The organism is Streptomyces sp. Y309, assembly GCF_056712025.1.
The window spans coordinates 2,195,838-2,215,785 of sequence record NZ_CM160048.1; the positions used below are offsets into that span (position 1 = coordinate 2,195,838).

Here is a 19,948-nt window from a genome sequence, read left to right on the forward strand (position 1 = left end):
CGGCTCACGCTGGTCCTCTCCAGGTGGATCAGGTCGGTGCTGTGTGCGTGGTGTCTTCGGTACGACGTGTGGCGGGCGGCGGCCTACCCTTCGCGGAGGCTGTCGCGCCAGGCGTTCCACTCCTTGAGGCGGTCCTCGCCCTGGAGGTTGACGATGGCGGTGGCGACGTCGCTCAGCGCCCGCTCGTCGAGACCGGTCACGACGGGCCCGAGGATCTCCCGGAGCAGTTCCTCGGAGACGCGCCGCCAGTCGTGGCTGACGCCGGAGCGCGTCAGGGGCCGCCACAGGAAGTAGTACGCGCCGATCTCGTGGGGCCGGACCGGCAGTTCGCGCGCGAGCTGGTCCTGCTTGGCCTCGTCGAGCATCAACTGACGGTAGGGCACGAGCAGTTCGGGTCCGGCGGAGATGAGGTGGCCGAACACGGGCTGGCGGGCGAGCTGGTCGGCGTCGGCGTGGACGAGGGCGCGCGCGACGAGCGCGCCGACGCCGTGGCGCACGGTGTGGCCGAGGGGCGCGGCGTCGACGTGGAGGGCCTGGAGCTTGTGCGTCTCCTGGCGGACGGAGAGGCGGTGGTCGGCGAGTTCCTGGGCGAGGACGAGCAGTTGCGCGGTGGCGCGCTCGCGCCGGTTCAGGCGGTCGTGGAGCATGTCGCGGGCGAACGCGACGGTCTCCCGGTCGACCCGCTCGGGCTCCGTCACCAGGGCGCGCATGTGCCGTCCGAGGCCCGCCTCGATGAGCAGGCGCACCGTGCAGGTGCGGGCCACCCAGGGCAGTTCCGCGGGTTCGGGCGCGCTCCCGGGCCAGACGAGCCGCCACATCTGCGCCAGCGTCGCCGCGTCGGTCACCCGGCGTCCTTGCAGGACCTCGGTGAGCTTGGCGAACAGCGCGACGCCGCGCAGCCCGTTGCCGGGTCCGCCCCAGCGGGCCGTCGCCTCGGCGAGGCGCAGCGGCAGCGGGGAGTTCTCGTCGAGCTGGCCGCGCAGCCAGTCGCCCTGCGCGGAGGCGGCGAGTTCCCGCAGCAGGTTGAGCCGGCCGAGGCCGCCGTCGCCGCCGAGCAGCTTCAGGACGCGGCGGGTCAGCGAGGCGTCGCCTACTTCGTCGAGGACGCGTACGGCCCGTGCGCGGGTGACGCCGTCGGGGTCGCGCAGGGCGCGGGACAGCCGGTTCATCGCCGTGTCGAGCCCGCGCCCTTCGTCGGCGCCGACCGCGGCCGCGAGCCGCAGCGGTTCCACCCAGGCCTCCATGGGCTCCCGCAGGGCCCGGCGCAGCTCCTCGTCGACGTCGCCGCCGTACTCGGCCCGCAGCGCCCGTGCGGCGTCCACGCCGAGCGGCAACTCGGCGCACACGGCCGCCAGTTCAGCGGCCATCTCCTGCGGGTCGGCCGCACCGAGCCGGTGCCGGGCCAGAGCGAGCGCGAGGGGCGCGGCGACGGCCGGGGCGTGCGAGGCGATGTCGCGGCAGAGGGCGGTGAGTCCGGCCAGCGGGTCGCCGCCGCCCGCCGGTACCGACGCGACCGTCCAGACCGTCGCGACCAGCGCGTCCACGGCTTCCCTCGCCTGCTCGCCGGGCAGCCCGGCCACCTCGCCGCCGGAGAGGAGGCCCGCGTGCAGCAGCGCCGGTACGAGGGGGCCCGGCGCAAACGGGTCGCCCTCGGGCCCGTGTTCGCCGCCGCCCTCCGCCCCGCCGTCCCCCGCCCGGGGCACCGGCACTCCCGCGGTCCACAGCCGGGCCGTCCACGTGGCCCAGGTGTCGGCGCGGGGCGGGCTGCCGGGGCCGTCGAGGCCGTCGTGGACACGGTAGAGGTGTTCGAGCACGGTGACGTCGAACCGGTCGAAGGCCGCGTCGGGCCCGATGCCGACGATGTGCTGCGGGGCCCGGCCGGGGTCGGCGGCCCGGGTGGTGAACGTCAGCGAGGGGACGTACGCGGGCGGCAGCGAGGCGCAGGCGAGCGCGATCCAGCGCGCGACGGCGTCCGGGCTCTCCTCGGCGACGACGAGCTGCCGCCCCGCCGGGTCGTCGAAGAGGCGGCGCACGTCGGCGAGGAAGGGCGCGACGCGCGGCTCGTGCGCGCGGGCGAAGGCGACCAGCTCCTCGCGGCCGAAGGGGCCCCCGGAGCCCGGGAGTTCGGCACCCGGGCCGCCCCCGGTGTCGGCGTCACGGACCACCTCGGCCGCGAGCAGGGTGACCGGCCACTCCTCGACGAACAGGTCCGCCTCGGGCCTGGTGAGGTGGATGGCCCGGACGTGGCGGCCGGCGTCGGCGGTGCGGCACAGCAGGCTGGCGCCGTCCGGCAGCCTGCTGAAGCTGAACCGCGCCTCGCGGCCGAACCCGCCGCCGACCGGCCCGCACCCGGCCCCGACGGCCAGCTCCACCCACTCGGCGACCTCCGCCGCACGGCCGGGCTCGGCAGCCACGGGATCCGAAGGGGCGTCGGGGGCTGCGTCGGGCGAGTCGTCAGAAGGGAGCCTCGTGCGGGTGTGGACAGGAGCAGGAGCAGGGACGGGGACCAGGCGGACGGCCCCGGTGAGCGGCTCTTCGTCGAGCCGGTAGCTGAGGTGGCGGATGGCCATGCCACATTGTGACCATCCGCGGCGGCCGCCCGCAGGCAGTCACTCAACTTGCCCCGTTCACCGGGGGCTTCACCCCCCGCAGCCCGCCTACGGCGAGCCCCGCACTCTTGCGCGACCTCTTTCCCGCGGCCATCGTGACCGTCGTGACCACCTTCATCCTTCCCCATGAGCTCCTCGGCGACGGCCCTCACAAAGTGATCGCCGTGCACGGCTGGTTCGCGGACCGCTCGGCGTACGCGCCGGTGCGCGCCGACCTCGACCGGGACGCCTTCCAGTACGCCCTGGTGGACCTGCGCGGGTACGGCGAGGCCAGGGACGCCGTCGGCTCGTACACCACCGGCGAAGGCGCGGCGGACGTACTGGACCTGGCCGACCGGCTCGGCTGGGAGCGGTTCTCGCTCGTCGGGCACTCGATGGGCGGCAGCGTGGCGCAGCGCGTGGTGGCGCTCGCCCCGCGCCGGGTGCGGCGGCTGGTGGGCGTCTCGCCGGTGCCTGCGTCCGGGCTTCCGCTGCCGCCCGAGCAGTGGGAGCTGTTCGCGTCCGCCGAGCACCGGGCGGAGAACCGGCGCGCGATCATCGACCTGACGACGGGCGGGTCGCGCCCCGCCGCGTGGCTCGCCCGCATGGTCGCGCGCTCCTTCGCGTGCAGCGACGCCAAGGCGTTCCGCGCCTGGCTCGACTCCTGGGCGGGCGAGGACTTCCACAGCGGGATCGAGGGCTGCCAGGTGCCCGCGCTCGCCGTCGTCGGCGCGCTCGACCCGGCCCTGTCGGCAGACCTCATGCGGGAGACGTGGCTGACGTGGTTCACGCGCGGCGAGCTGGTGGAGCTGCCGGGCGCGGGCCACTACGCGATGGACGAGACGCCGCTGGACCTGGTGCGCGCGGTGGAGGACTTCCTGCGGGCGGACGACGGGGCGGCCGGGACGGCGGAAGCGGCGGATCCGGCGGAGACACCGCCCCCGGCCGCGGGCGCATGACCGCACCCCGACACCCCCTCCCCGACGGCCCCGGCAACCCCGGCACTCCTGACGCCCCCGGCATCCCCGACGTCTTCGACCCCCGCCTGTACGCCCACGACGTCCCGTACGACCGCTACCGCACCCTGCGCGACCACCACCCCGTGGCCCGGCAGGAGGAGCCCGCGGTGCTCGGCTGGCCCGCCGGGCCGGGGTTCTGGGCGGTCACCCGGCACGCGGACGTCACGGCCGTGCTCAAGGACCCGGGGACGTACTCCTCGTACCTCGGCGCCACCCAGATCCGCGACCCGGACCCGGCGGACCTGCCGTTCATCCGCCGCATGATGCTCAATCAGGACCCCCCTTGGCACGGCAGGCTGCGCACCCTGGTGAGCCGCGCGTTCACGCCGCGCCGCGTCGCCCGCTTCGAGGCGGTGGCGCGCGAGCGCGCCCGTGCGCTGCTGGCCGGGGCGGTCGACGAGGCGCGTGCCGGGGACGGCACCTGCGATCTCGTCGCCGCGGTCACCGACGACTACGCGCTCCTGAATCTCGCGGACCTGCTCGGCGTACCGAAGAGCGACCGCGGCCTGCTGCTGCACTGGACGCAGCGCGTGATCGGCTATCAGGACCCGGACGAGGCGGGCGAGCCGGTGCTCGGCCCCGACGGGCGGCCGGTGAACCCGCGGTCCCCGGCGATGCTCGCGGACATGTTCGCGTACGCCGCCGAACTCGCCGCGCACAAGCGGCGCCACCCCGGCGACGACATCCTCACGACCCTCGCCGGCACGCCCGAACTCACCACCGACGAGCTGGAGATGTTCTTCTTCCTGCTGACGGTCGCGGGCAACGACACGGTGCGCAGCGCGGCGCCCGGCGGCGTGCTCGCGCTGGCCGGACACCCGGGTGAGCTGCGCAGGCTGCGGGACGGGACGGCCCCGGTGGCCATGGCGGTGGAGGAGCTGTTGCGCTGGCACCCGCCGGTGCTGAGCTTCCGGCGCACGGCGGCCCGGGACACGGAGCTCGCCGGGCGGCGGATCCGGCGCGGCGACAAGGTGGTCGTGTTCCACGCGGCGGCCAACCGCGACGAGCGGGCGTTCGCCGAACCCGGCCGCCTCGACCTGACCCGCGACCCGAACCCGCACGTGTCGTTCGGCGGCGGCCCGCACGTGTGCCTCGGCGCGCACTTCGCCCGGCTCCAACTGGCGGTGCTTTACGAGGAGTTGGTGAGCGCCACGAACGCCCTCCACCTGGCCGCGCCACCGCGCCGCCTGGTCTCGCACTTCATCAACGGCTTGAAGACGCTGCCCCTGCGGGTGGTGGACTGAGCAGCCGCAGGGGCGGCTCCGGGAACCGCGTCGGATACGCGTCGGATACCGTTCGGGAAAGATCATCCCGAACACGGAAGCGAGAAGCGGGACCATGCACGCGGCAGCCGAAGACGACTACCACGACGACGTGTTCCCGGTCGTCCCGGCGCCGCAGGACGGCACCCGCTGGCAGGCGCCCGCCGACCTTGAGCAGCACCTGTACGAGCTGGTCGAGGCGGACGACGGCTACGGCTATCTGCGGGCCCTCGCCGTGGAGGGCGTCTACCGCCCCGTGCCGCTCACGGACTTCGCCGCGTCACCGGACGCCCCGCCCCTGTTCAGCATCGACGTTCCCGACGGCCGCCGGGTGGCGCAGGTGTACACGGCCGGTCTCCTGCCGCGCCCGCATCCGGACGTCGTGTACGAGTACGTGACGCTGGGCACCCTGGCGCACGCGTGGCCGGACGACATCGACGTGCTGGTGGTCAACACCCAGACGCCGTGCGAGCAGTACTACCTCACCACGGACGAGGAGCGGGAGGTCTGGGCCGACCTGCACGACGAGCACCACCGCGAAGGGCGCCTCGACGACCGCGTCGACACCCGCCGCACCGGCGCGCCGGACGGCCAGGTCCTGCGGGGCCTCGCCTGCGGCGCCCACCTCTGCTTCGCCAACGGCGCGCCCTGGAACACCCTCGACTGGCACGGCGCGGGCTACAGCAACGAGGTGGCGCGTCTGGAGGAGTGGTGGGGCGTGCGCGACCGCGAGGAGTGGCTGGGCGTGCAGGAACGCCTCCTCGACCGTGAAGTCACCCCCTGGTACTGGGACTTCGTCCTCGGTGCCCGCACCGCGGTCGCCGCCGAGCAGGGCACGCCCGTGGACCCGGAGCTGTGGCGCCGGTGCGTCGAGGTGACGCTGCGCAACCGCGTCGTGGAGACCGGCGGCCCCGGAACCCCGCACCGCCCGGGTGACGACCCGGAGCTCGACCAGTTCGTCGCCGCGCTGCGTGATCTCGTCGGCAGGGTCCTGCGGTACGAGGCGCGGTTCCGCGCCGACGGCCTGCTGCCGCCCGACGGCCACGTCCGCACCGTCGCGGCCTGGGACATCGGCCGCGCCTCGAAGATGGCCCGCTGGGGCCGCGGCGCCCGCTACGCGACACACGCCGAACTGGTCGCCGCCCTCGAACGCGCCGCGCACGAGGCGCAGTCGGCGTACGCCACCTGGGAGGAGTTCTCCGCGGGCTACGTCCTGGGCCGCTGTCTGCACTTCGACGAGGAGGAGTTCGGGACCTGGTACACGTCGGTGCTGCGGGCGCACCGGGCGTTGACGACGGATCCGGACAGTCCTTGGCTGCGGGTGGCCTTCCGCGACTGAGACGCGCGGCCGGGCCGGGGGACGTGCGGCTGCTGAGGCTGGGGGGCTTGTGACTGCTTGGGGCCTGTGGCTGCTTTCGGCCGCCTCCGCCGTGGCCCTCGCCTCATCGCGGATACCGGACGCCTGTACGGAAAGGATGGCCTGACAGGGGGACGGTTCGCGGGGAGCCGGCCCGCGGGCGGAGGGGGTGCTCGGTGCGGGGGCAGGAGCAGGGCGGCCACAACGAGCTGAGCGGGACGGTACACGGTCCGGCGGTCCAGGCCCAGACCGTGTACGGCGGCATCCACTTCCAGTCACCTTCAGCCGCCGTACCGCCGCCGCCCCACCCACCGTGGCAGCTGCCGCCCGCGGCCCGCATCACCGACCGCACGGCCGAACTCCGCCTGCTCGAACGCCAGCGGCAGCGGGGAGCCGGTCACGGGGGCCACACCCTGGTCGCGGTCAGCGGCCTCGGCGGCGTCGGCAAGACGGCGCTCACGCTGGCGTGGCTGCACGCGCTGCGCCCGCAGTTCCCCGACGGCCAGCTGTACGCGGACCTGGGCGCCCAGTCGCCGGGCGGTCCCGCCGACCCCGGCGAGGTCATCGGCCGGTTCCTGCGGGCCCTCGGCGTCCCGGCCGCGCAGGTTCCCGCGGGGCTCGCCGAACGGGCCGCGCTGTACCGCTCGTTGACGGCGGGCCTGCGTCTTGTCGTGCTGCTCGACGACGCCGCGTCCGCCGCGCAGGTCCGGCCGCTGCTGCCGGGCGGCCGCAGCGTCACCGCCGTGACCAGCCGCTGGCGGATGCCCGGCCTGACCGTCGACGGCTGCCACTCGGTGCAGTTGGAGCCGCTCGGCGTGGACGAGGCCGTGGAACTCCTTGCCGCCACGCTCTCCGACGACCGCGTGGCCGACCAGCCCGAACAGGCCCGCGCCCTGGTCGAGTTGTGCGCCGGTCTGCCGCTCGCGGTGCGGGTGGCCGGGGCCCGGCTCGCGGCCCGGCCGCGGCGCGGCATCACCACCATGGTCCGGGCCCTCACCGAGGAGCACGACCGGCTGGAGGAACTGGCGATCGACGGCGACCACAATGTGCGCGCGGCACTGGACCTGACGTACCAGGAACTCCCCCCGGACGCGGCACGCCTGTACCGCCTCCTGGGCCTGCATCCGGGCACGGAGTTCGGCGACGCGGTGGCCGTCGCGGTGCTGGCGGAACCGGGGCGTGGCGACGGTCCGGGCGCCCGTGCCGGGACCCCGGCGGCCGGCTCGCCCCACGCGCCCCGCGCGCTCGCCCTGCTCGATCTGCTCCACGACGCGAACCTGCTCACCGACGCCGATGAGGACCGGCACCGCTTCCACGATCTCGTGCGGCTGCACGCGGCGGCGAAGGCCGCGCAGGACGAGTCGCCGTGGGCGCGCGCGGCGGCGCTGCGGCGGATCGCCGACCACTATCTCGCCACGGCGACCGAGGCCGAGCGGATCGTCGACCCGCAGCACCGCACGATGGCCCGCGACCACGGCGCGGGCCCTGTGCTCACGGAGGACTTCGGCGACGGCACGGAGGCGGCCCTCGACTGGCAGGAGCGCGAACTGCCCAACCTCATGGCGGTGATCCGCCTGGCCCGCACCGCCTTCCCGACGGTGGGCTGGCAGCTCGCCGACGCGCTGTGGCCGCTGTTCCTGCGCCGCAAGTTCTACGAGGAGTGGCAAGCCGCGCACCAGGAGGGTCTTGGCGCCGCCGAGGACCTGGGCGACACGGCGGCACAGTGCCGGATGCTGACCTCCGGCGGCGTCGGCGAGCTCGGCATGGGCCGCCACGAGCGCGCCCTGGAGATGTTCGAGCGCGCGGCCCGCCAGTTCCGCGCCGACGGCAACGCGCTCGGCCACGCCCGCACGCTCAACTACCGTGGCCTCGCCCACCAGCGCCTGGGCCGCCTCGACGAGGCCGCCCAGTACTTCACGCGGGCGGCGGAGGCGCTGCCCGGCGTCGGCGACGTCCGCGCGGGCGGCCTGGCCCGCCTCAACCTCGCCGACGTGGCCCTCACCCGGGGCCGCCCCGCCGAAGCGGCCCGGCACGCGTCCGCCGCGCACACGACGCTGCGCGCGGCGGACGACACGTACAACGCGGCCCGCGCGGCCGTCCTGCTCGGCCGCGCCCACCTCGCCCGCGGCGAACCCGACCTGGCCGAGGCCGAGTTGACACCGGCGCTCGCCGCCCTGCGCGCGATGTCGGCCGCGTACGAGACGGCCCGCGCCCTGCACGCCCTGGCGGAACTCTCCGAACACCGCGGCGCCCCGGCCCGGGCCCGCGAGCAGTACCACGAGGCGCTCACGCTGTACGGCACGGCGGGCCGCACCACGTCGCCGGACGCGCGGGCGGCTCAGGGGCGGTGGGAGGCCTTGGCCGCGGACTCCTCGGACGCCGCGGACGTGTCGGACGTGTCGGACGTGTCGGACGTGTCGGATGTCTCGGACGCGCCGCCGGACGCATGAACGGTGCCCCACGCGGCGCGAGCCACGCCGCCCGGACGGCATCGCTCGGACGGCGTGGCTCGGACGGCAGAGCCGCCTACCGCCCCACCCGCAGCCCCGCGTCGGCCACCACCCCCGCCCCGGTCCTCACCCGCACGTCCGCCAGCTCCCGCGGCGGCAGCCCCGCCGCAAGGAACGTGTGCGCCAGGGACGCCCACACGGGCCACGGCACCTCCGGCCGCGTATCCCGTACGCCCAGTACGCCCCGTACGCCACGTACGCCCCCAACAGCCCGCAGGACCAGGCCCGTTCCCCGTGGACCGAGCCGGAGGCGGCACACTCCGCCGTGGTGGGCGGCCACCACCAGTGCGCCCGGGTGCCGCACGGCGAGCCGCGCCGCGTGCCACGGTGCGGCGGACTCCACGTGGAGCACGTCACCGAGCCGCGCCCAGGCACCGGCGACGGGCAGCGCCACCCGCACGTGCTCGTCCACGAAGCCCGTGTCGCCGTGGCCGCGCAGCACCACCCGCACCCGTTCCACGCCCCGCGACTCCCGCGTCGCCGTCACGATCGCCGTCGTCCCCGTCGGCCCCGTCAGCTCCGTAGCCACGACCCCCGTCACCGTCATGACACGACGCTGCCCGGCTCGTCGTACTCCAGGAGGCGCGGCAGCCGCGCCGGTTCCGTGGCCGGCGGGGCGCCAGGGGCCCGCAGCCGCAGCTTGCGGTAGAGCAGCGCCCGCATCTTCCGGGCGAACCGCCCGGGCTCGGAGGTGATGCGGGCGGCGACGCGCTCGTGCAGGTCGGCCCGGTACGTCGCGGCGGCCCGCGCGAGCTGGCGCCGCACCGGCCTCGACCCGTGCAACCGCGGTGCGAACGAGCCGAGTTCGGCCAGCGGGGACCCCGGATCCACATCGCCGTCCGGCAGACAGGCCAGCAGCACCGGCTTGCCCGTCATGGCGCCGTACAGCGAGACGGATCCGTGGTCGCCCACGACGAAGTCGGCGGCGACGAGCGCCCCGACCCAGTCGGCGCGGTGGCTGACGACGGCGAGCCCGCCGCGCCCGAGCCCCGCGAACCAGCCGCGCACCTGCCACTCGCTGTGGGTGTGCCACACGTGCGGATGCAGCAGCATGGCCACCCGGTAGTCCTCGGGCGGCAGTTCGGCCACCATCCGGTCGATCAGCTCCTGCCCGCCGCTGCCGAGCAGCGAGCCGGGCCCCCAGGTGGAGCAGACGAGGACGAGCCGCTGCCCGGCCCGGGTCCGCAGGGCCTGCCGGTACAGGGCCCGCGCGGGCCTGCTCGCGGCGACCCGGTCGAAGCAGGGGTCGCCGACGACTTCGGCGACCGGCAGCGCCTCCGGGCACTCGCGGCCGAGCCGCGCCAGCTCCTCGCGGTGCGCGAGGACGATCGCCTCGGGGACCACCGACCCGTCGCGCACGAGCCGCTGCCTGCTCAGCCCGTACACGCCCCGCGCGGCGACGGCCCCGCCCCGCCGGGCCCGCACGATCTTGTTGTGCCCGGCGCCGTGCGGCAGCACGACCACCGGGGCGTGCAGCTCGTGCAGCCCGCCGTGGCCCGCCGCGAGGGCGAGGTCGAAGACGGTCTGCACCGCCTGGCTCCAGGGCAGCACCAGGACCTTGAGCTCGTCGAGGAACTCGGCCACTCCGCCGCTGAACACGTCGGGCGCCGCGGTGAAGAACACCTGCACCCGCCAGTCGCCCTCGAGCAGTCGCACCGCGTCGAGGAGCCGCCGCCCCGACGTCACCGTGTGCACCACGGCGAGCACGCGCCTGCGCACGGGCCGGGTGGCCCAGCGCTCGACGTCCGGACGCACGGGCACCGGATGCCCGTGCGCCTCCAGCATGGTCACGCTCATCACTCTCTTCCCCCGGTTCTCTCCGTCGTATCGAGTCGCATCGACTCGTATCGAGTGGGACGCCGGCAGCGTGCCCCGGGGACCTGGATGGCCGGGTTGCAGGAATCCTGCACTCCGAGTGCCGACTGACGAGGGCATACGCCTTCGCTCCGGCTCACACCGGCGCGCGCGCCGTGGCCGCCAACTACCTTTGAGAGGGCGGTAGTTGGGCTTCCGCGAGGCCGACGGGGAAAGTCTTGGCCATGGATCCACTCCATGCGCCCGGCACGCACCCGTGCGCCCCTGTCCGCTCCCCCCGACACGCCGACAACTTGAGCAGAGTTCCGCACGGATGTGCGGGGCTGCCGACGGCGGCGGCGCGGTGCACCCGCCGGGCAGCGCACCCAGCGGGGGTGATGGTGGACTTACTGGCTTTGGGGCCTCTCGAACTCTGGGAGGACGGCCGGCGGTACGAACTCGGGTCACCGAAGGAGCGCTGCGTGCTGGCCGTCCTGGTGCACGCCCGCGGCGAGCCGGTCTCCCTGGACACCCTCATGGACCGCGTCTGGGACGACGAGCCGCCCCGCACGGCCCAGGACACCCTGCAGAGCTATCTGTCGCGGCTGCGCTCCCGGCTGAGCCGCGCGGCCGGCGAACAGGCCCGCCTGGAGCGATACGCCCCGCGCCTGTACCGCCTGCGGGTCGCCCCCGACGCCGTCGACCTGCTGCGCTACGGCAGGCTGCGCGCCGACGCCGCGGCCGCCGCCCGGCGGGGCGACCGGCAGCGGGCCGTCGAGCTGCTCCGCACCGCCGAATCGCTGTGGCGCGGCGAGCCGTTGACGGAGTTCACCGGCGCCTGGGCGCGGTCGGCCCGCGCCCGGCTCCTGGAGGAACACCGCCATGTGCGCGAGGAGCGGATCCGCCTCGAGCTGGAGCTCGGCCGGCACGCCGACCTGATCGGCGAGCTGCACGAACTGGCCGCCCAGAACCCCCTGGCCCAGCGGGTGATCGCCGCCCTGATGCTGGCCCTGTACCGCTCCGGCCGCGACGACGAGGCCCTCGGCCTCTACCGCGCCACCCGCGCCCGCCTCCACGAGGGCCAGGGCATCGAGCCCGGCACGGAGCTCCAGGAACTCCACCAGCGCATCCTCGGACAGGACCGCACGCTGATGCGGACGGCGGCGTGGGAGGGCGACGGGACGGCCGCGTCGCCGCCGGGAACCCCGCAGCCCTCGGCGGCGACGGCCGCGGGCCCACCCGACGACGTCCCCCGGGACGAGGAGCCGCTCTCCAACTTGCCCCGCGACACGGGGGACTTCACCGGTCGGGCGAGTGAACTGCGCATCCTCCTGGGCGAGTCCGGCAAGGCGGCGGCACCCCCGTCGAGCGCACTCCCCCTCACCCTCGTCCACGGCATGCCCGGTGTCGGTAAGACCGCGCTCGCCCTGCACGCCGCACACCGCCTGGGCGATGCCTGCCCGGACGGCCAGTTCTACGTCGACCTGCGCGGATACGGCCCGCTGCCCCCGTACGACCCCGCCGAGGCGCTCGCCGTGCTGCTGCACGCCGCCGGGGTGACCGGCGAGCTGCCCGGTTCGCTGGACGCACGCGTGACGCGCTGGCGCGAGTGGACGGCGCGGCGCCGCGTGCTCGTGGTCCTCGACAACGCCCGCGACGCCGAACAGGTGCGCCCGCTGCTGCCCGGCGCCGCGTCCTGCCGTGCCATCGTCACGAGCCGGAACCGGCTCACCGGGCTTTCCGGCGCGACCCCGCTGTACCTGGAGGTGCTGTCCACCACGGAGGCCGCCGCGCTGTTCACACGTGTCGCCGGGCCCGGCCGTCTGCCCGCCGACACCTCGGCGCTCACCCGTACCGTGGCCGCCTGCGGCCGCCACCCGCTCGCGCTGCAACTCCTCGCGAGCCAGTTCCGGCACCGCGACTCCTGGAGCCTGGACCACCTCACGGACCGCCTGGTCCAGGCGGCCGACCCGCTCGACGAATTCGACAGCGACGCGGTGGCCTCCGCCTTCTCCCTCTCGTACACCGAACTGCCCCCGCAGGCAGCCCAGTTGCTGCGCCGCCTGGCACTGCACCCCGGCCCGGACATCACGCTGCGCGCGGCGACGGCCCTGGCGGCGGACGCACCGGACCAGGAAGCGGCGGACGAGCCGAACCGGAAAGCGGACCACGAGGCCCACACCCGCAAGACCCTCGGCCAGCTCCTCGACCGCAACCTCGTCGAGGAGCCCGTGACCGACCGCTACCGCCTGCACGACCTCACCCGCGCCTTCGGCCTGCGCATGTGCGCCCGCGACGAGCCGCACCCGGCCCGGCGCGCGGCCCTCGCACGGCTGCTCAACTGCTATCTCACCGCGGCGTACCGCGCGGCCGTCCGCACCGACCCGCACCGCCGCATCCTGCCGCCCGGCCCCCGCCTCGCCTGCCCGTACGCCCCGGACTTCGGCGACGCGGACGAGGCGGCGGCCTGGCTGAGCGTGGAGCGCGGCAACCTCCTGGCTCTCGCGCGCACGGCCGCGGCGGAGTCACCGGAGCACGCGGTGCTGTTCCCGCACATCCTCGCCAAGTCACTGCGGCTGTGGGGCACTTGGGACCTGGCCGCGGAGCTCTTCGAGGCGGCGGTGTCCGCGGCGCGCACCCGCGACGACCGGGTGGCCCTGGCCCGCGCCCTGGTCGAGCACGCCGACGTCCTCACGCAGAAGGACCACGGCAAGGCCCTGCACCGGGCGACCGAGGCGCACTTCCTCTTTCAGGAGTTGAACGACGTACGCGGCCGGGCCGACGCCCTCCTGCAGTCCGGCCGGGCCCACTTCGCGGCGGGCCAGGGCAGCACGTGCCTGCGGGTGCTGCGGGCGGCGCACACGCTGTACCGCCGGGTCGAGGACCCCTACGGCCAGGCCGATGTGGCCAACATGATGGGGGTGGCGCTGCACGCGGCGGGCCGCCACCGGGAGGCCCTGGAGCAGTTCCGCACCATGCTGCGCATCCACGAGGGCACGGGCTACTCGTACGGCCAGTTGCGCGCCCTCAACAACGTGGGCGAAGTGCACCGCATCGACGGCCGGCCCGAGGAGGCCCGCGCCCACTTCGAGCGTTCGCTGCGCCTGGCACAGCGTGTCGGCGGCCGCCAGGAGCGCGCGAACCTGCTCGCGAACCTGGGCAACGTCTGCCAGGACACCGGCCAACTGGAGCAGGCGCTCACCTACTTCCGCCGCGCCCTCACCAGCTACCGCGCCGCGTCGGACTCACGCGGCGAGTCGGACACCCTCATCAGCCTCGGCTCGGCGTACGCCGCCAACAGCCGTCCCGGCGAGGCACTGTGGCACTTCGCGGAGGCCGAACGCATCGCCCGCAGCATCGGCAGTCCCTTCGACCTCCAGGCCGCGCTCCTCGGCACCGGCACGGCGCTGCGCCTGCTCGGCCGGTACGAGGCGGCGCTCGACACCCACCGCGAGGCGCTGCGCATCGCCCGCGAGGTGGGCAGCCCGCTCGGCGCGGCCCGGGCCCTGGACGGTCTGGCGCGCACGGCCCGGCACACACAAGACGCGTCCTCCGCGAGGGTGTTCGCGGAGGACGCGCTGGAGTTGTACGGGCGGCTCGGCTGCGCGGGGCGGGCCCGGGATCTCCGGCTGGCCCTCGCCGAGCCCGGGGTGCCTAGAGACCCCGCCACCACCACATGAAGATCCCCTCTTCGCCGGGCCGGGGAGCGGGAGCGGTGGGACCGGTCGTGCGTCGTGCCTTGTTCACGCGTCTCTCCGTCTTTCTGCTTCTTGAACGAACAGGTGCCCCCGAGGTGCGCACACATTAGCGACCTGAACACGGAAGCGGAAGACGATATTCGTCATTCACCACAGGGCGCACAGAAGCGTACGACCGGCGCTCGAACACACACCCATAACGCGCCCCCCGTCCCGCACCCATGCGCCTACCGCCCCACCGTCCCCGGCGGCACCTCCACATCCTTCGCCTTGTCCCCCGGCGCGAGCTGATCGGCGTAACCGGCCTCGGTCCACACCAGCTTCTTGAACTGCTCCGGGGTCAACAGGCCCTGCCACGGCGCCCCTTGGGGGCAGAAGACGGACTCGCACCCGGGGCAGTAGTGGGCGGGCAGCCAGAAGACGTCGGCGCGCCCCGCGCCGGCCCGCTCCGCGGCCTTCTCCCGCCCGTCGCCGCGCACCACGACGAGCGTCCCGATGAACAGGGCCACAGCAAGCACGAGCCCGCCGCCGATGTACAGCGGCTTCCCTTGGTCCACGCCCATGTAGGCCCAGGCGAGCGAGAGGCCGACGAGCACCATGCCCTCGGCGAAGTGCAGCAGGCCGTCCCCGGCCTTCTCCGGCCCCTTGGCCAGCCGTGTCGACAACTCCTTGCGGAAGGCGCCCTTACCGCTGACCGCCTCCCGCACCGCGACCACATCCGTGCCGCGGCAGCCGGGACATATCACTCCAACCGGCCCTCGGGGCCCCGCAGTCGACATGCCCTCACGCTACTCGGGGAGCAGTCAGCCCTCGTCGGCGGCCAGCCGCAGCGAGATCGAGTTGATGCAGTACCGCTGGTCCGTCGGCGTCGCGTAGCCCTCGCCCTCGAAGACGTGGCCGAGGTGCGAGCCGCAGCGGGCGCAGCGGACCTCGGTGCGGACCATGCCGTGGGAGCGGTCCTCGATCAGTTCGACGGCGTCGGAGTCCTTCGGGTCGTAGAAGCTCGGCCAGCCGCAGTGCGACTCGAACTTCTCGTTGGAGGTGAAGAGCTCCGCGCCGCAGGCGCGGCAGGAGTAGACGCCCTTGGTCGTGGTGTCGGTGTACTCACCGCGGAACGCGGGCTCCGTGCCGGCCTGGCGGAGGACCTGGTACTCGGCGGGGGTCAGCTCCGCGCGCCACTGCTCGTCGGGCTTCTCGACGTCGTACGACATGGGTCGCATCCCCTTCTTCGGGAGGTCTTCGGGAGTCCGGTCCGCCTCGGCGGTCCGGCTCACTTCGACAGCTCGGCCAGGATCGACGGGCCGAGGTCGGTGACGTCGCCCGCTCCCATGGTGAGAACGAGATCACCGGGCCGCGCCATTCCCGCGATCACCGCGGGGGCCGTGTCCTTGTCGGCGGCGCCCCGCACGTCGGCGCCCGCCGCGCGGGCGGCGTCGATGATGAGGTCGCTGGTCACGCCGGGGATCGGGTCCTCGCGGGCGGGGTAGATGCCGAGGACCACGGAGGCGTCGGCGAGCGCCAGGGCCTGGCCCATCTCCGTGCCCAGCTCCTGGGTGCGGGAGAACAGGTGGGGCTGGAAGAGCACGAGCAGCCGGGCGTCGTCGGCCGCGGCGCCGCGCATGGCCTCCAGGTCGGCGGTCATCTCCGTCGGGTGGTGCGCGTAGGAGTCGACGACCTGTACGCCGGCCGCCTCGCCCTTGAGCTGCAGGCGGCGCTTCACGCCGGTGTACGAGGCCAGCGCGGGGGCGAGCTCGGCGGCCGGGATGCCGAGGGCCACGCCCGCGGCCAGCGCGGCGACCGCGTTGTGCGCGTAGTGCCTGCCGGGCACGGAGACGGCGAAGCGCAGCTCGGTGCCGTCGAGGACGGCGGTGACGTCGCTCTTGAGGCCCTGCGGGGTCACACCGGTGATCTGTACGTCGGCGTCGGCGGACTCGCCGTACGTGACCACGCGCAGCTCGGGCCTGCGCTTCGCGATCCGCCGCGTGAGTTCGCGGGCGCCCTCGTGGTCCGCCGCGATCACCAGCGTCCCGCCGGGGACGATCTTGTCGGCGAAGGTCTCGAAGGACTCGTAGATCTCGTCCATCGACGCGTAGTTGGCGTGGTGGTCCAGCTCCACGTTGAGGACGATGGCGACCTCGGGCGCGTACTTGTGGAAGCTGCGGTCGCTTTCGTCGGCCTCCGCCACGAAGATCTCGCCGCTGCCGTGGTCGGCGTTGGAGCCCGGCACGTCCAGGTCGCCGCCGATCGCGTACGAAGGACTCAGGCCGAGCGAGGCCAGGCTGACCGCGAGCATCGACGTCGTGGTGGTCTTGCCGTGGGTGCCGGCGACGGCGATCGGGCGCAGGCCGTCCATGAGGGAGGCGAGCGCGTCCGAGCGGTGCACCACCGGGATGCCGAGCTCCGTGGCGCGGGCCAGCTCCGGGTTGTCGGCGCGGATCGCGGAGGAGACGACGACGCAGGTCGCGTCGTCGGCCAGGTGCGCGGCCGCGTGCCCGACGTGGACGCGGGCGCCGAGGGCCCGCAGGGCGTCGGCGGTGGCGGAGTCCTTGGCGTCGCTGCCCGCGACCTTCGCGCCGCGCTGGGCGAGGATCTTCGCGATGCCCGACATTCCGGCGCCGCCGATGCCGATGAAGTGCGGTCGGTCCATGGCGGTGGGCATCGAATTCTCTCCGAAGGGTGGGGCGGTAGGTACGCGGGGCCAGCCTACTGGGCCCCGCTGCCTCGGGCCGATCGGCCTGCGGCCTGGTCCTCCAGCGCCCGGACGGGCTGGAAATAGCCCGTCCGGCGCTTGAGGACGAGCGCGCAGCGCGATCGACGGGACCCAGTCTCCGGGCACGGCCCAGTGCCTACGTCACTCACTGTGGGCGAACAGCTTCAGGACCGGTACGCCCACCTTGTGCCGGGCCCGCGAGGCCCAGTCGCGGTGGAAGAACTCCTCCACCAGGTGCGGCTCGGTGAGCACGATGACCTCGTCGGCCACCATTTCGTCGACCACCTCCTGGAGCACGTCCAGCGGATGCGCCTTGACGAGGCGGCCCTCGGCCGAGCTGCCGGTGGCCCGCAGTGCCACGAGGGACACCTGAAGGGCCCGCTCGGCGGGCTCCACCGCCTCCTCGCCCTCGGGCACCTCGCCCTCGCGCACGGCCTCGTCCAGCTCACCGAGCGCGACGTCGTCGATCGCCCGCAGCAGACGGTCCGCCTGGTCGCCGCGGGGCTGCAGAAGCACATGGAAGGTGACCGGCTCGTCGCCGTGCAAGGTGGTGACGAACTCCACGTCGGCGGACGTCAGGGCCTTCTCGATCATCAATACGCTTGTGAACACGACAGGCGTCCTCTTCCTCCGTGGGCCTCCATGGGCCTCCGCGGACCGTGCGTCCGGCCCCCTGCGGAAACCATCCTGCCCCCCGCCGGAGCGGGGGTTGCGAGATTTAGTGTGCCCCGCGAAAGCGAAACGGAACGGCATATTCCGCCGATTGTCAGAAGACCGCCGATTCAGTTGTCCCGCCGGTACCGGTTCAGCTGTCCCGCCGGTACCGGGTGAACAGGAACCCGGCCTCCTCCAGCACGGACGCCAGTACGAATCGCTCGGGCACCGCGAGGCCGGGCCCGCCAGCGATGCGCTGCGCCCCGCCCGCGGTCAGCATCGGCGACACCGTCAGGCACAGCTCGTCCAGCGCGCCCGCCGCCACGAACTGGCCGAGCATCCGCGGCCCGCCCTCGGTGAGCAGCCGGGTCAGGCCGCGCCCGGCCAGCGCCCGCACCACCCGCTCGGGATCGGCGCCCGCGCCCTCGCCCGCGGTCAAGACCTCCGCGCCCGCCTCGCGCGCCGCGGCCATCCGGTCGGAGGGCGCGGCGGCGCCGGTCACCACGTACGTGGGCGTGAGCGGGGCGGCGAACAGGGGCAGCGAGAAGTCCAGGTCGAGGCTCGCGCTGACCACCACGATCGCGGGCGCCGGGGGCTGGCCCGCCGCCGCCCTGCGGGCCGCGAAGGCGTCCCGGGCGCGGGCCGGCCGGTAGCCCTCCTGGCGTACCGTTTCGGCACCGACCACGACGGCGTCCGCGAGCCCCCGCAACGTACCGAAGATCCGCATGTCGGTGGCGTTGGAGATGGGCTGGGAGCGGCCGTCGTGCTGGGCGGCGCCGTCGAGTGTCGAGACCATGTTGGCGCGCAGCCAGGCACCGGTCCCGGAGGGGTCGGGGGGCCCGGCGGGGTACGCGTACGCGTCGGCGAGCTCGTCCAGGGTCCACTCGCGGTCCCCGTCCACCTCATCCGGGGCGGTCTTCGCCGAGGTCGGCGCGGCTGTGTGGTCGGTCACAGGGAACAGGCGTCGCATGCCGCGCAGTCTTACACGGCGCCGGGACGGCTCAAGGGCGTGTCCGATGGGTCCGGTCGGCTGTGTTCCGGGTGCGTGTTTGTGGGGTCGAGCGGTGTCTGGTGCGTGTGGCTGCAAGGCGGAGGAGGGCGTCGACGCAGTGGGGCCTCCCCTGCTCGAGCGCAGTCGAGAGCTTGGGGAACGTCGGCAACCGACGACAACGCCGCAGACGCACGTGCCAGGCGCCGCGACGCCGACGGGACCCATCGGACACGCCCTAGAGTGGAGAACCGTGTCAGCCACCTCCCCCGCCGCCGGGCAGAGCCCCATATCCGAAGCGGCCCCCGTATCCCTGAGCGCCCGCGAGCCGCAGGTGCCCGCGGACCGTCTCGTCGCCGAGATGGTGCCGCCGCCGCGGTTCAGCACGGCCCGCTTCGACACGTACATCCCGGACCCGGGGCAGCCCAGCCAGAGCGAGGCCGTACGCGTCCTCAGCACCTTCGCGGCCGGGCTCGGCGGGGCGCACGCGACTGGAGCGGGCAAACGGCGGTGGTTCGCCCGCGCGAAGCAGCCCGTTCCGGCCGGGCCGCGCGGCGTCTACCTGGACGGTGGCTACGGCGTCGGCAAGACCCACCTCCTGGCCTCGCTGTGGCACGCCACCCCGGCCGAGCCCGCGCTCAAGGCCTTCGGCACGTTCGTGGAGCTGACCAACCTCGTCGGGGCGCTCGGCTTCCAGCAGACGGTGCGTACGCTCAGCGGTCACCGCCTGCTGTGCATCGACGAGTTCGAGCTGGACGACCCGGGCGACACCGTCCTGGTGTCGACGCTGCTCGGCAAGCTGGTCGACGCGGGCGTCGCGCTCGCGGCGACCTCCAACACGCTGCCGGGCAAGCTCGGCGAGGGCCGGTTCGCCGCCGCCGACTTCCTGCGCGAGATCCAGGGCCTGTCGGCCCACTTCAAGGCGTTGCGCATCGACGGCGAGGACTACCGCCACCGCGGCCTGCCCGAGGCCCCCGCGCCGTACTCCGACGAGCAGGTCACCAAGGCGGCGTACGCGACCGACGGCGCGAGCCTCGACGACTTCCCGCACCTGCTCGACCACCTCGCGCGGGTGCACCCGAGCCGGTACGGCGCCCTGACCGACGGCCTCAGGGCCGTCTGCCTCACGGACGTCATGCCCGTGCCCGACCAGTCGACGGCGCTGCGCCTGGTCGTCCTCGCCGACCGCCTCTACGACCGCGAGGTCCCCGTCCTCGCCTCCGGCGTCCCGTTCGACCAGCTCTTCAGCGAGGAGATGCTGAACGGCGGCTACCGGAAGAAGTACTTCCGGGCGATCTCGCGCCTGACGGCGCTGGCCCGGGACGCGAAGGGGCTCGTGACCGGCTGAGTCGGCCGAGCGGTCCGCCG

General features: G+C 74.4%; 14 protein-coding genes. 6 read left to right on the forward strand and 8 right to left on the reverse strand.

Annotated features, from left to right (window positions below; genetic code table 11):
- Window positions 1–83: 83 nt before the first annotated feature.
- Entirely contained in the window at window positions 84–2,570 is a 2,487-nt protein-coding gene (locus AC0KTA_RS08065; protein ID WP_481054428.1) for a GTPase-associated protein 1-related protein, read from the reverse strand.
- 143 nt (window positions 2,571–2,713) lie between these two features.
- Here AC0KTA_RS08065 and AC0KTA_RS08070 point away from each other — a divergent pair, with 143 nt between their 5' ends.
- The 4 genes from AC0KTA_RS08070 (at window position 2,714) to AC0KTA_RS08085 (ending at window position 8,676) form a co-directional block, all read left to right on the forward strand.
- Window positions 2,714–3,547, forward strand: a complete 834-nt coding sequence (locus AC0KTA_RS08070; protein WP_481054429.1) for an alpha/beta fold hydrolase — start codon at window positions 2,714–2,716, stop codon at window positions 3,545–3,547.
- Window positions 3,544–4,851, forward strand: coding sequence for a cytochrome P450 (locus AC0KTA_RS08075; protein WP_481054430.1), 1,308 nt, complete (start codon window positions 3,544–3,546; stop codon window positions 4,849–4,851). The genes AC0KTA_RS08070 and AC0KTA_RS08075 overlap by 4 nt, the downstream gene beginning before the upstream one ends.
- Window positions 4,852–4,945: 94 nt before the next feature.
- Window positions 4,946–6,208 carry a DUF1266 domain-containing protein gene (locus tag AC0KTA_RS08080; protein WP_481054431.1) on the forward strand — a complete coding sequence of 421 codons (1,263 nt, stop codon included), beginning with the start codon at window positions 4,946–4,948 and terminating at the stop codon, window positions 6,206–6,208.
- A 194-nt stretch (window positions 6,209–6,402) separates the two neighbouring features.
- The gene (locus tag AC0KTA_RS08085) at window positions 6,403–8,676 is read left to right on the forward strand and encodes a tetratricopeptide repeat protein (RefSeq protein ID WP_481054432.1); all 2,274 of its coding nucleotides are present in this window, start codon (window positions 6,403–6,405) and stop codon (window positions 8,674–8,676) included.
- 76 nt (window positions 8,677–8,752) lie between these two features.
- On the opposite strand, the gene AC0KTA_RS08090 is transcribed toward AC0KTA_RS08085, so the two are convergent.
- Window positions 8,753–9,283 carry a hypothetical protein gene (locus AC0KTA_RS08090; protein ID WP_481054433.1) on the reverse strand — a complete coding sequence of 177 codons (531 nt, stop codon included), beginning with the start codon at window positions 9,281–9,283 and terminating at the stop codon, window positions 8,753–8,755.
- Window positions 9,280–10,533 carry a hypothetical protein gene (locus AC0KTA_RS08095; protein ID WP_481054434.1) on the reverse strand — a complete coding sequence of 418 codons (1,254 nt, stop codon included), beginning with the start codon at window positions 10,531–10,533 and terminating at the stop codon, window positions 9,280–9,282. The genes AC0KTA_RS08090 and AC0KTA_RS08095 overlap by 4 nt, the downstream gene beginning before the upstream one ends.
- Before the next feature lie 395 nt (window positions 10,534–10,928).
- Between AC0KTA_RS08095 and AC0KTA_RS08100 the strand changes: the two genes are divergently transcribed.
- Window positions 10,929–14,210 (forward strand): AfsR/SARP family transcriptional regulator, encoded by a 3,282-nt coding sequence (locus AC0KTA_RS08100; RefSeq protein ID WP_481054435.1) that lies wholly within the window; start codon window positions 10,929–10,931, stop codon window positions 14,208–14,210.
- Window positions 14,211–14,455: 245 nt separating this feature from the next.
- On the opposite strand, the gene AC0KTA_RS08105 is transcribed toward AC0KTA_RS08100, so the two are convergent.
- The 5 genes from AC0KTA_RS08105 to AC0KTA_RS08125 form a co-directional block, all read right to left on the reverse strand.
- Entirely contained in the window at window positions 14,456–15,007 is a 552-nt protein-coding gene (locus tag AC0KTA_RS08105; RefSeq protein ID WP_481054436.1) for a hypothetical protein, read from the reverse strand.
- 24 nt (window positions 15,008–15,031) lie between these two features.
- Window positions 15,032–15,439 (reverse strand): peptide-methionine (R)-S-oxide reductase MsrB, encoded by a 408-nt coding sequence (msrB, locus tag AC0KTA_RS08110; protein WP_481054437.1) that lies wholly within the window; start codon window positions 15,437–15,439, stop codon window positions 15,032–15,034.
- 59 nt (window positions 15,440–15,498) lie between these two features.
- Window positions 15,499–16,887 (reverse strand): UDP-N-acetylmuramate--L-alanine ligase, encoded by a 1,389-nt coding sequence (murC, locus tag AC0KTA_RS08115; RefSeq protein WP_481054438.1) that lies wholly within the window; start codon window positions 16,885–16,887, stop codon window positions 15,499–15,501.
- 192 nt (window positions 16,888–17,079) lie between these two features.
- Window positions 17,080–17,550: an indole-3-glycerol phosphate synthase gene (locus AC0KTA_RS08120; protein ID WP_481054439.1), complete on the reverse strand. Its 471-nt coding sequence runs from the start codon at window positions 17,548–17,550 to the stop codon at window positions 17,080–17,082.
- Between the two features lie 193 nt (window positions 17,551–17,743).
- Window positions 17,744–18,562, reverse strand: coding sequence for a pyrimidine reductase family protein (locus AC0KTA_RS08125; protein WP_481054440.1), 819 nt, complete (start codon window positions 18,560–18,562; stop codon window positions 17,744–17,746).
- A 271-nt stretch (window positions 18,563–18,833) separates the two neighbouring features.
- Here AC0KTA_RS08125 and zapE point away from each other — a divergent pair, with 271 nt between their 5' ends.
- Window positions 18,834–19,928, forward strand: coding sequence for a cell division protein ZapE (gene zapE, locus AC0KTA_RS08130; RefSeq protein WP_481054441.1), 1,095 nt, complete (start codon window positions 18,834–18,836; stop codon window positions 19,926–19,928).
- The last annotated feature ends 20 nt before the right edge of the window (window positions 19,929–19,948 follow it).